This is a genomic window from Clostridium sp. TJA038 (genome assembly GCF_058310255.1).
In genome coordinates, this window is sequence record NZ_JBZEFA010000001.1 from 706,354 (window position 1) to 719,416 (window position 13,063).

Here is a 13,063-nt window from a genome sequence, read left to right on the forward strand (position 1 = left end):
AGCTTTTTTAGGAGAATTTATGATAGATTTAAAAAGATGTGCTATAAGGTTAGCTTGTAATATAAAGGTTGTATATAGTGAAAAAGGAAGAGTAACTTTAAAAAATGATATTATTTTAAAAACTTTAAGAGAAAAGAAAGAATATGAAGAAAGCTTTAAAAGGGTTCTTTCTTTTATGAAAGAAATTAAAGGTGTTTTTATAGATTATGAAAATTTAATTTTAACAATTTTTTATGATTATAAAAAGGTAAAAGAGAGAGAGATTTTAAAATGGATAAAATTTATTATAGAATTTTTGTTAGATAATTATGAAGAAATAAAAAAATTTGCAGATGAAAATAAAAATGAAGAACTTTTAGAATTTATTTTATTTAATATTAAGAGAGATTTAATGTTTAAAAAGTGTAAATTCAATGTGTAAAGATATATAAGGATTTAAATAAGTACAAGCATGTGGTAAAATATTTATTACTAGATAAAGGTTAAAATATGTGACCTATAAGAGATATTTCTTATAGGTTTTTTTATTAAAGGAGGAGTGGATGAATTATAAATTAAGCAAATTATTTATTATTAAGCAAATTATAATTAGATTTTTAGCTTTATATTTTTTATATTTCTTTTTAAAGGTTATATTTTTAAGGGTTCAAGGTATTAATAGTTTAAACTTTTTAAGTACATTTTTATATAGAAACATAAATTTTTTTAAAGGAATAGGTTTGATTATAGCTTTTTTTATAGTTTTAGTATTTCCCGTAATAAATTATTTTACATGGTCTTATTTTATATTTAATAATTTTCTAGAAATTAGATATGGCATATTTTTTAAAAGATATATATTTATAAAAAGGGAAAACATAAAATACATAAATTTATACGAGGATCCTATTGATATGATTTTAAAAATAAAAAATATAAAAATATATACAGCAGGGGGAAAGGTTACTATACCAGCTCTTAATAGTGAAAAACTTGAAGCTTTTAATTATATTTTTAAAGATAGAATTTAGGAGTTAAAAATGAATTTTTATAAAAAAAATCATTGGTGTAAAATTTTAATAATATTTTTTAAATTAATAAAAGTTACATGGCCTATAATAATCTTTTTAGCTTTAAAATTTAATGAGCATGTTTTTATAATAACTTTAATTTGTATTTTAAGCATTTTAACCTTTTCCATAATTAAATGGTTTAACACAAGTATAGTCTTAGAAGAAAACTTTTTAATTTATAGAGAAGGGGCTTTAATTAGAGAAGAAATGGTAGTTCCTCTAAAGAGTATATCCTTAATAGAACTTGAAAGAAGTGTGCTTCATAGAATATTTAATTTAAGAAAAATAAAAATAGAAAGTGTATATCCTTCTTATAAAAGAAATGCTGAAATTGTAATGATATTTAAAAAGAAGGATTTAGATTTATTATATGGAAATTTAAGTTACAGAATGAAACACTTAATTCATGAAAAAAAATCTATAAATGAAGTTTTAGGATATAATATATCAGCACTTCATTTAATATTACTATCTATGCTTAGAAATAATATATTACTAGGCATTGGGGTTTTATATTCAACTATACATTTCATGAGTAAAATATATAAGGGGTTAGATGATGAATTAGTAAGCTTTTTAAAAGATATGGTTATAGAGAGGCTTATATCTAGAAATACAATATTAGCCTTATTTTTATCAATGCTTTTATTATTTAGTATATTCTTAATAATAATAATGACTTTTTCTGTTTTAGCTATTTTATGTAAGTATTATAAGTTTACAATATACAGAAATAATGATTATTTAAAGGTTGAGTATGGATTAATTACAAGAAGAAGTTATTCAATCCCTATGAAAAGTGTACATGCTGTGCAGATAGAGCAGAATATTATAAATCAAATATTTAAGTTTTATACAATAAAATGTTCTGTAGTAGGATATGGAAATAACATAAAGGAAGAGGAACTTATTTTCCCTTTATGTAATGAAAAGGGATATAGAGAAATCTTAAAGCATTTAATTCCTGAGTTTAATTTTCAAGGAATAATATACTCTCCAAGAAAGGAAGAAAGAAGAAGATTTTTTATAGTTCCAATGCAGATAGCTTTATATTTAAGTTTAATTATTTTTCTTATAAATAAGGAATTTTGGCCATTTTTTATAAGTTTACCTATAGTATTTGTTGAGAGAAGTCTTTTATATAAAAATACAAAGTTAGGTATAGGAAAAAATCTTTATTATGTAAGTTACAAGTCCTTAAATAGAAGGCAAATATTTATAAAAAAATCTAGTATGGAAGGGATAAAAGTAGTTTCAAACCCTTTTCAGATACGAAAAAAAATTGGAAACTTTAAACTTAGATTTTATTCTCAGAAAAGATTTGAATTTATTAAATTAAAAAATTTAAAACTAGATATTTATGAAAAAATAAAAAATGAGTTTAAAAAAACTTTTTAAATTTATTTGTTAAGTAAATATATTTAAGGTAGTATAGAATATGGAAAGTCTTAAAGGGTAATTATAATTTTCTTTTATAATTCCCTTTTTTTAAAGATACTTCCTTTAATAGAAGTGTCATGAAAGGATGATATTATTGAAAAAATTGGTTTTAGCAGAGAAACCTAGTGTTGGAAGAGAAATAGCTAAGGTTTTAAAATGTAATAATAATAAGGGTAGTTATATTGAGGGAAAGGAATATATAATAACTTGGGCTTTAGGGCATTTAGTTGAACTTCAATCTCCTGAGGATTATGATAATAAATTTAAAGCGTGGTCTATGGAAACACTTCCAATGTTACCTAAGCATATGAAACTTAAAGTTATTAAAAAATCTTCTAAGCAATTTTATGAAGTTAAAAAGCAAATGGAGAGAAAAGATGTAGATGAAATTATAATAGCTACAGATGCAGGAAGAGAAGGAGAACTTGTTGCTCGTTGGATAATAGAAAAAGCACATATTAAAAAATCTATAAAAAGACTTTGGATTTCCTCTCAAACAGATAAAGCAATTTTAGAGGGATTTAAAAATCTTAAGCCTGGAGAAAATTATAATAATTTATATAAAGCAGCTCAATGTAGAGCAGAGGCTGATTGGTTAGTTGGGTTAAATGTAACTAGAGCTTTAACATGTAAATATAATGCTCAATTATCAGCTGGAAGGGTTCAATCACCTACTTTAGCTATGATAGTTCAAAGAGAAGAGGAAATTAAAAATTTCAAAGGGAAAGAGTATAATACAATATTGGTAGAAACGGATAAATGCAATTTTACTTGGATAAATAAAGATAATAATTCAAGAATTTTTAATAAAGATTTTAAAGAGAAGGTTGTTTTAAACTTAAATAAAGAGAAAATAGGAAAAATAATTAATATAAACGAAAGTAATAAGAAGAAATTTTCTCCACAATTATATGATTTAACAGAACTTCAAAGAGATTGTAATAAGATTTTTGGTTATTCAGCAAAACAAACTCTTAATATAATGCAGAGATTATATGAAAATCATAAGCTTCTTACCTATCCAAGAACAGATTCTAGATATATATCAAAGGACATAGTATCTACTATTAAAGATAGATTAAAGGCTGTAGCTATAGGAGAGTTTAGAACTATAGCAAATGAGTTATTAAAATCTCCTATAAAAACAAATAAGAATTTTGTAGATGATAATAAGGTTTCAGACCATCATGCTATAATTCCAACAGAGGAAAAGGGAATATTATCTAACTTAAGCTCTGATGAAAGAAGAGTTTATGAGCTTGTAGTTAAAAGATTTTTAAGTGTTTTAATGCCACCTTTTGAATATATACAAACAACTTTAACTGGAGAAGTTAAGGGAGAAAAATTAATTGCAAAGGGAAAGGTTGTTAAATCTAAGGGGTGGAAAAAGCTTTATGATAAAGAAGTATATGATGAAGGAGAAGAGGATATAAAAGAGCAAGAGCTTCCTAAGTTAAAGGAAGGAGACTTTTTTAAGGTTCTTAAGATTAATATTATAACTAAAGAAACAAAAGCACCTTCAAGATTTAATGAGGGAAGTTTATTATCTGCTATGGAAAATCCCCAAAAATTTATTTCAGTAGATAAATCTTCTGCAAAAACTTTAGGTGAAACAGGAGGCCTTGGAACTGTAGCAACTAGAGCGGATATTATAGAAAAATTATTTAATTCCTTTGTAATAGAAAAAAGAGGTAAGGAAATAATTCCAACATCTAAGGGGAAGCAGCTTATAGATTTAGTTCCAAGAGATTTAAAATCTCCTTTATTAACAGCTAATTGGGAAGAAATGCTAGAAAAAATAAGCAAAGGAAAAGGTGATTCTAAAAAATTTATAAAAGATATAAGGAATTATACTGTTGCTTTAGTTGAAGATGTTAAGCTTGGAGAAAATAAATTTCATCATGATAACTTAACTGGTAAAAAATGTCCTCAATGCGGTAAGTATATGCTTGAGGTAAAGGGTAAAAATGGAACTATGAATGTATGTCAAGATAGAGAATGTGGTTATAGAGAAAATGTATCTAAAACAACTAATGTTAGATGTCCAGAATGTAAAAGAAAATTAGAACTTAGAGGACATGGTGAGGGAAAGATATATGTTTGTGTAGGAGCAAATTGTAATTTTAGAGAGAAAGAATCACAGTTTAAAAAGAGATTTGAAAATAACAATAAAACAAATAAAAGAGAAGTAAATAAAATAATGCAAAAGATGAAAAAGGAAGCTAATGAAGATATTAATAATCCTTTTTCAGAACTTTTAAGTGGATTTAAATTTGATTAGTTAAATTTAAAAACCATATTAAACTAAATTGATAAAATTTATAAGTTTTATATAAATATATATTTATTAAAAAGTATAGGTTTTATTTAAGGTTTAATATGGTTTTTTATTATATAAAGATATTTAAAGTTAATAATGTAATTAAATTTTTATTTTTATAAAGTAAAAAAATTAATTTTAGGAGGAAAATATGATTGAGAAAAAAGTGTGCAAATCCTTAGATACAAAAGAAATTTTAAGTTACTCTATAAAAGAAAAATTTACACCAATTAGAAAAAAGATATTAGATATAAGTTGTGATACTTATAAACTTAAAAATAAAAAATATTTAAATATTATAATAAAGTTTAAAAGTTATGAAAATAATTATAATGGCATACTTTTTAGCATATTAGAGAATAAATATTTTTTTGATGAATTAACCTTAGGATTAAATAAAGGGAAAATTGAATTTTATATGAAAAAAAATAAAAAGTTAATTTTTAATATGAAATCAGAAAAAAAATATGATGATAATTCTTGGCACATATTAATTTTATCTTTAAGTAACCATATAAATCTATATATTGATGGGGAAAATATTAAAACTTTAGATAATAGTATAAATCTTAACTTTCTTAATAATTTAAATTCTATATTTATAGGTGGGAGCTTAAATAATAAAAAAGAAATTATAAAGACTTTTGAAGGAGAAATAGATTATTTAGATTTTTATTTTAAATTTTTGGATTTAAATGAAATAAAAACATTAAGTAGTCAGAATGTTAAAATAGGCTATGATATTCCTTTCATAGATTTATCAAAGGATGAGGAAAGACAAATATTAGTTGATAAAGAAGAGGGAGTTTATTTAGGGCATCCTTCAACTGTTTTAATGGATGATAATAAAACTATTTATGTTGTTTATCCAAAGGGACATGGAAAAGGTTCTATAGTTCTTAAGAAAAGTGAAAATTCAGGGATAACTTGGAGTGAAAGATTAAAAACACCCTCTTCTTGGGAAGAAAGTGAGGAAACACCTATTATATATAAAATAAAGAAGCCTAATGGAAAAATTAGAATACAAATGATTTCAGGTGTTCCTAGAGGACAGGAAAAGGGGTTTAAAACATCTTATTCAGAGGACTATGGAAAAACATGGAGTGAATTTAAGCATTATTTTCCTACAGGTAAATATGAGGCAGTAGTTGCACATGCAAGTTTAACTAGAGTTAAAAATAATAAGGGAATTATGGATAATAGGTGGATGGGGATTTTTCATGATCTTAGTTATAATAATTGGAAGACATATTTAAGCTTTGATGAGGAAGGAAATGAGATATGGAGTGAACCTTCTAGGCTTTTAAAGGAACATGATAAAATAGAAAAAGAAGCACAATTATGTGAAATTGAAGTATTACGTTCTCCTTGTGAAAATCAATTGGCTTTAATAGCTAGAGCACAAAGCAAAAGAAAAAATTCTATGATTTCATTTTCTAATGATGAAGGAGAAACTTGGACAGAACCTATAGAATTGCAAGGAGCTTTAATGGGAGAGAGACATAAAGCAACTTATGATTCATTAGGAAGAATATTAATAACTTTCAGAGAGATAATAAGAGACCCTAAAAAGGTAGGAGATTATAAGGAGTGGATAGCTGGAGATTTTGTAGCTTGGGTAGGAACTTATGATGATTTAGTTCATAACAGAGAAGGGCAGTATAGAATAAGGCTTATGAAAGACTTTACAAATAGCGAAAAAGGTGGAGACTGTGGTTATGCTGGAAATGAAATTTTACCTGATGGAACCTATATATTAACCTCTTATGGCTATTGGGAGAAAAATTATAATATGCCCTTTATAAAATCATTAAGATTAAATTTAAAAGAAATTGATAAGATGTTATAAATAATATGTTTTTACTAACTCTATAATTTTTATTTATTTACATTAAATGAGTAAAAAGGATAGAGTTACTTTTTTATAAAATAATATAAATCTTTCTTTTGAGTAATACTATTTATAAAGAGTAAAGATGATTTTTTATTAAGGTATTTTTAATAAAAAAATAATAATTAGGTTTTGGAGGTAGTATGAAGAGGAAGACTTTTAGCAAAGAGAAAAAAGAAAGATTAAAAAAAACATATAGCAGAAAAAGTTTGTTTTTTACTTTTATCTTTATTATTGCTTTAGTCTTTTTAGGCTCTTATTTAGCTTTAAACTATGGCAATTTAGAAATTGTTAAAGGACATACATATAATAAGGTTGAAAGTAAAAAGGTTATTATGGAAGAAGCTACAGTAAAGTTACCAAATTATAATTTAACTGATATAATACCAGGATGTAATTTAACTTTTGAAGGAAGGAATTATGCAGTAAATGTAAGAGATGTTAGTAAAATGATAGATGGTTCTTATTTAGGAGAAGAAAAGTATGTGTTTTTAACTTTTGATGATGGACCTAGTCCCCTTACAGAGGAGATTTTAGATATATTAAAAAAAGAAGAGGTTAAAGGAACTTTTTTTATTTTAGGTTCTAGACTAGATTCTGGTAAAAAAGAAGAAGAAATATTAAAAAGAGCTATAAAAGAAGGAAATGCCTTAGCTAATCACTGTTATACCCATAATTTTAAAAGATTATATCCAAAGAATAAAACTGATGTTAATTATTTTATGGAAGAATTTAAAAAAACTAATGATAAAATGAAAAATGTATTAGGAGTAGAATTTGATACAAAGGTTTTAAGAATGCCAGGAGGGTATAATAGTAGAGTCTATTATAAGGATGAAAATTTAAAGGAATTAGATGTTATTTTAAAAAATAACGATATAGTAAGTATAGATTGGAATGCCTTAAATGGAGATGCAGAAGGAAAACCTTACACTTTAAAAGAAATGATAGATTATGTAAAAGGAACTTCTAAAGGGAAAAATCAAGTTATTTTACTTATGCATGATACTTTTGGAAAGGAAAAAACAGTAAAAATATTGCCTGAAATAATAAAATTTTACAAAGAGAATGGGTATGAGTTTAAAACCATAGGAGATAATATATAAAAAAGCGTGTATTAAACACGCTTTTTTTATTTAGTTTCTAAGTATTCATCATATGTACAAGATTTATCAAATTTAATTCCTTCAGGAGTTAATTCAATTATTCTGTTTGCTATAGTTTGAACGAATTGGTGGTCATGACATGAAAATAATAATACGCTTTTATAATCTGCTAGACCATTATTTACAGCTGTTATTGATTCTAAGTCTAAATGGTTAGTTGGTTGGTCTAAAGTTAAAACATTAGCAGAGCTTAGCATTAACTTAGAAAGCATACATCTAACCTTTTCTCCTCCTGATAATACAGAAGCTTCCTTAAGAGCTTCTTCACCTGAGAATAACATTCTTCCTAAGAAGCCTCTAAGATAAGATTCAGATTTTTCATCTGAGAATTGTCTAAGCCAATCAACTAAATTTAACTGACAGTTTTCAAAGAACTCAGTATTATCCTTAGGGAAGTAAGCTTTAGTTATTGTTACACCCCATTTATAATCTCCTGAATCTGGTTCCATTTCTCCGTTTATTATTTTAAATAAAGTTGTTATAGAACGTTCATTTCCAACAAAAGCAATTTTGTCATCTTTGTTAACTCTAAAACTTACATTATCTAAAAGTTTAACTCCATCAATAGTTTTAGATATTCCATTAACCTCTAAAATATCATTTCCAACTTCTCTTTCAGGTTTAAATCCAACGAAAGGATATTTTCTGCTTGAGGGTTGAATATCATCTAGAGTAATTTTATCTAATAATTTTTTACGAGAAGTAGCTTGCTTAGATTTAGAGGCATTAGCGCTAAATCTAGCAATAAAGTTTTGAAGTTCTTTAATTTTTTCTTCTTTTTTCTTGTTTTGGTCCTTAGCCATTTGAAGGGCAAGTTGACTTGATTCATACCAGAAGTCATAGTTACCAACATATAACTTAATCTTTCCAAAGTCAACATCACATATTTGTGTACAAACCATGTTTAAGAAGTGTCTATCATGAGATACAACTATAACTGTTCCTTCAAAGTTTGCTAAGAAATTTTCAAGCCAAGTAATAGCCTTTATATCTAAGTGGTTTGTAGGCTCATCAAGGATAAGCACATCAGGTTTACCAAATAAAGCTTGAGCTAAAAGAACTTTAACTTTTTCATCACCCTTAAGGTCTCTAACTAATTTGTAATGAAGGTCAGTTCCTATTCCTAAACCTTGAAGAAGTGAAGAAGCTTCAGACTCTGCTTCCCATCCATCTAAATCTGCAAATTCTGCTTCAAGTTCAGCAGCTTTTATTCCATCTTCATCAGAAAAATCAGGCTTTGCATATAAAGCATCTTTTTCTTCCATTATTTCAAATAATCTTGGATTTCCCATTATTACTGTTTTTAAAACTTCACAGTCATCATATTTATAGTGGTCTTGTTTTAAAACAGAAACCCTAGTTTTAGCAGGGATTGAAACTTCTCCTGTATTAGGTTCTATTTCACCAGCTAATATTTTTAAAAATGTAGATTTACCAGCACCATTTGCACCAATAACCCCATAGCAATTTCCAGGAGTAAACTTTAAGTTAACATCTTCAAAAAGTTTTCTTCCGCCAAATCTTAAGCTTACATTATTTACTGTAATCATTAAGTTCTGTCCTTTCTTCTTTAAATTTTAATAAATTGTTAATGCGCAAAAAGTATTTTTATGCACATGAATACTTATTATAACATAAAATGAGATAAAAAAATATTGAATTATTATGAACGGTGTGCTATATTTTATATAAACTTTTAATCTAGTCCAGAGAGTCTAGAAAAGGGAGGATAAAAAAATGATAGAATCTAAAGATGTAGAACTTATAGAAGTCGTAGGAGTAGAGGACAAGTTACCTTTAAAAAAATCAGTTCCATTAAGTATCCAACATTTATTTGCAATGTTTGGTTCATCAGTCTTAGTACCAATTCTTTTAAATATTGACCCAGCAACAGTTTTATTTTTTAACGGAGTAGGAACATTACTATATGCTTTTATAACAAAAAGAAAAATTCCTGCTTATTTAGGGTCAAGTTTTGCCTTTATATCACCAGTATTACTTTTAATTGGAGAAGGTTATTCCTTTATGGAAGTTCAAAGTGGTTTTGTAGTTTCAGGATTAGTTTTTATACTTATAGCCTTAATAGTTGGATTTGTAGGAACTAATTGGATTAGAAATTTATTTCCACCAGCTGCAATGGGAGCTATAGTAACAATAATAGGTTTAGAATTAGCCCCAACAGCTGCAGATATGGCAGGATTTCCAGTAGGCTTATCAAATTCTAAGGTTTTAAATCCAACTTGGGTATTAGTTTCAATGGTTACAATAATAACTGTAATTTTAGCTTCTGTATTATTAAAAGGTTTTTTAAAGGTAATACCTATATTAATAGGAATAGTTACAGGTTATCTACTTAGTTGTTTCTTAGGTCTAGTAGATTTTACTCCTGTAAAAGAAGCTAGTATATTTGTTTTACCGCAAATACATATAGCAAAGCCAAATTTAACTGCAATTTTAACAGTTTTACCTGCAACCTTTGTAGTGGTGGCAGAACATATAGGTCATTTAGTAGTAACAAGTAGTATAGTTGGAAAGGATTTATCTAAAGACCCAGGTCTTAATAAATCTCTTTTAGGAGATGGATTATCAACTATTATATCTGGATTTTTTGGTTCAGTTCCAACAACAACTTATGGTGAAAATATTGGAGTAATGGCCTTAACAAAGGTTTATAGTTCTTATGTAATCTGTGGTGCAGGACTTTTATCAATAATACTAGGTTTTTCAGGAAGCTTGTCAGCTATTATAAGAAGCATACCAACACCTGTAATAGGGGGAGTAAGTTTGCTTTTATTCGGTACAATAGCAACTTCTGGTTTAAGAACATTTATAGAAGAAAAGGTTGATTATTCAAAATCAAGAAATTTAATATTGACATCAGTTACAATGATAGTTGGTTTAAGTAATATTGCAATAAAATTAGGCTCTATAGAGATTAAAGGAATGGGACTTGCAACTATAGTAGCTATGATTTTAAGTATATCCTTTATGCTTTTTGATAAATTGGATTTAATGAATGAAAAATAAAATATTGTTTTTTATAAAAAATAACTTGCTTTAAATTTAAAGCAAGTTATTTTAGTCTTTAATAAAGTTATATATGTAGTTAAGCAATATTTTTTAAGTTTATGTAGAAAGTAAGTTCTAACTTTATTAAAAGACTTTTTAAATTTAACTTATAAAGAATTAAAAGAAGCTTTTACTTTCAATTCAAAAAATAAGCGTAAATACAGTATAATATTAATTTATTAAAAAGATATATATAATGTAAAAAGTTTTTTTTAATAAATTAATATTGGATAGGAAAAATATATAAAGATTTTAATGGAAATTAATTCATTAAAAAGATATAAATGTATTTAAATTATATATTTTTTTCTAAAATATCCTTTAAAATCATAGCTTGGAATTATCAGAATTTTTAATTAATAGAATAAAAGGATGCATTATTTAAAGGTATAAGAAGTATACTAAAGCATTTATAGAAATAAACTGTGTTTTTGCACATTATATCTAAGAATTTATAGAAATAGTAAGAATATGAGTAAAATAGGCTATTTGATTAATAATTACAAATGGGTTACAATAGGTAATGTATTTTACTTAGGAAAGTGTAAAATCCCTTCTGACATAAAAAAAAGCGTATAACTTTCGCAGGGAAGATTAAAACTTTTACTTGCCAGAAGGAGGAGATAATATGGTGAATATTAAAAAGTTGTTTTCAAAGGAAAATAGAAATAAGACCTTAGCTTTAGGACTAACAGGATTAGTTATAGTTGGAGGAATAGTAGTATTTTCAATGAGAAAAACTCTTAACGTAGTAGTTAATGGAGAGAGAACGGAGATTGTTACCTACAAGGGAACAGTACAAGGGGCTTTACACGATAATGGAATAACATTAGCACCTAAAGACAAAGTAATACCTTCATTAGAAAGTAAAATATCAAAAAATGAAACAATCACTGTAAATAAGGCTGTCAATGTAAAAGTAAAAACAAAGGATGGCGAAAAAGAGATTGTAAGTGCTGAAAATAATGTAGAGAATATGTTAAAGTCAGAAGGAATAACTTTTGATGAAAATGATAAGATACTACCAAGCAAAAATGAAAATTTAAAAGATGGAATGAACGTTGAGGTGGTAAAGGTAGAGGTTAAGAAGGTTAAAGAGATGCAACCTATAGACTTTACAACTGAAGTTAAAAATGATGAGAATAAACCACAAACGTATACAGAAGTTTTAACAGATGGACAAGATGGGGAGAAGGAAGTTACCCGTGAACTTGTTTATGAAAATGGAAAAGAAGTGAGTAATAACGTTATACAGGAATTAGTTGTTAAGGAGCCTGTTAATAAAGAAGTTGTTAAAGGGACACAAAAAGCTCAAACTTTAAATAGAGGTGGAGAAAGCATAAATTTTAAAAAGAAAATAAATGTTACATCTACTGCCTATAATCATTCTTTAAATTCAAAAGAAGCATATACTGCATCAGGAATGCAAGTATTAAGAGATCCAAATGGGTATAGTACAATAGCAGTTGATCCAAATGTAATTCCTTTAGGAACAAAGTTATACGTTGAAGGATATGGATATGCTATTGCTGCTGATACTGGTGGTGCTATAAAAGGAAATAAGGTGGATCTATTCTTTAATACAGAGGCAGAAGCATCTAGCTGGGGCGTTAGAAACTTAGACGTTTATATATTAAATTAACTACGATAAAAAACAGGTTTTATACCTGTTTTTTTATTATAAAGATATAAAAATTTAATAATAAAATAATATATATAAGCTTCTATATAATTTGTATTTTATTTTGTGTGATAAAATAAATTTATAAATTTTAAAATATATGGGAGTTGAGTACTATGGAAAATTGCAATGTTAGTTTACAAATTCTACCTTCAGTAGAAGATTCAAGACTTTATGAAGTTGTGGATAAGGTTATTTCTTATATTGAATCACAAGGAGTTAAATTTGAGGTAGGTCCTATGGAAACTACAATGGAAGGCGATTTAGATACATTATTAGATATTGTAAAAAAATCTCAAGAAATATGTCTTAAAGAAGGTGCTGGTAGAGTTATATCAATTGTTAAAATTGATTATAAAAAAGGTGGAGTAACAATGGATGAAAAAATCTTAAAATACAGATAAAGAAATTCACTTAATCTATCTTTTAAAAGTATTTTTTTAT

The 13,063-nt window shown here is 26.3% G+C and carries 10 protein-coding genes; 9 read left to right on the forward strand and 1 reads right to left on the reverse strand.

The features are described 5' to 3' along the window. Nucleotides 1-19: 19 nt before the first annotated feature. The 6 genes from AC4FQV_RS03365 (at nucleotide 20) to AC4FQV_RS03390 (ending at nucleotide 7,809) form a co-directional block, all read left to right on the forward strand. Nucleotides 20-421: a hypothetical protein gene (locus AC4FQV_RS03365; protein ID WP_491164436.1), complete on the forward strand. Its 402-nt coding sequence runs from the start codon at nucleotides 20-22 to the stop codon at nucleotides 419-421. A 121-nt stretch (nucleotides 422-542) separates the two neighbouring features. Continuing rightward, a complete protein-coding gene (locus AC4FQV_RS03370; protein WP_491164438.1) occupies nucleotides 543-1,010 on the forward strand; it encodes a PH domain-containing protein in 468 nt (155 codons plus the stop codon). Nucleotides 1,011-1,019: 9 nt separating this feature from the next. Next, nucleotides 1,020-2,450 carry a PH domain-containing protein gene (locus AC4FQV_RS03375; protein ID WP_491164440.1) on the forward strand — a complete coding sequence of 477 codons (1,431 nt, stop codon included), beginning with the start codon at nucleotides 1,020-1,022 and terminating at the stop codon, nucleotides 2,448-2,450. 136 nt (nucleotides 2,451-2,586) lie between these two features. Next, a complete protein-coding gene (locus tag AC4FQV_RS03380; protein WP_491164442.1) occupies nucleotides 2,587-4,773 on the forward strand; it encodes a DNA topoisomerase III in 2,187 nt (728 codons plus the stop codon). A 190-nt stretch (nucleotides 4,774-4,963) separates the two neighbouring features. Then, a complete protein-coding gene (locus AC4FQV_RS03385; RefSeq protein WP_491164444.1) occupies nucleotides 4,964-6,661 on the forward strand; it encodes an exo-alpha-sialidase in 1,698 nt (565 codons plus the stop codon). A 185-nt stretch (nucleotides 6,662-6,846) separates the two neighbouring features. Continuing rightward, nucleotides 6,847-7,809 carry a polysaccharide deacetylase family protein gene (locus AC4FQV_RS03390; RefSeq protein ID WP_491164447.1) on the forward strand — a complete coding sequence of 321 codons (963 nt, stop codon included), beginning with the start codon at nucleotides 6,847-6,849 and terminating at the stop codon, nucleotides 7,807-7,809. Nucleotides 7,810-7,835: 26 nt separating this feature from the next. Here the strand turns inward: AC4FQV_RS03390 and AC4FQV_RS03395 are convergent, their stop codons facing one another. Continuing rightward, nucleotides 7,836-9,419, reverse strand: a complete 1,584-nt coding sequence (locus AC4FQV_RS03395; RefSeq protein WP_491138847.1) for an ABC-F family ATP-binding cassette domain-containing protein — start codon at nucleotides 9,417-9,419, stop codon at nucleotides 7,836-7,838. Between the two features lie 187 nt (nucleotides 9,420-9,606). Here AC4FQV_RS03395 and uraA point away from each other — a divergent pair, with 187 nt between their 5' ends. The 3 genes from uraA (at nucleotide 9,607) to AC4FQV_RS03410 (ending at nucleotide 13,023) form a co-directional block, all read left to right on the forward strand. Next, complete coding sequence (gene uraA / locus AC4FQV_RS03400; RefSeq protein WP_491164450.1) at nucleotides 9,607-10,896, forward strand: uracil permease; 1,290 nt, start codon at nucleotides 9,607-9,609, stop codon at nucleotides 10,894-10,896. A 670-nt stretch (nucleotides 10,897-11,566) separates the two neighbouring features. Further along, nucleotides 11,567-12,580 carry a resuscitation-promoting factor gene (locus AC4FQV_RS03405; protein ID WP_491138844.1) on the forward strand — a complete coding sequence of 338 codons (1,014 nt, stop codon included), beginning with the start codon at nucleotides 11,567-11,569 and terminating at the stop codon, nucleotides 12,578-12,580. 155 nt (nucleotides 12,581-12,735) lie between these two features. Beyond that, nucleotides 12,736-13,023: a thiamine-binding protein gene (locus AC4FQV_RS03410; RefSeq protein WP_491164452.1), complete on the forward strand. Its 288-nt coding sequence runs from the start codon at nucleotides 12,736-12,738 to the stop codon at nucleotides 13,021-13,023. Nucleotides 13,024-13,063: the final 40 nt, after the last annotated feature.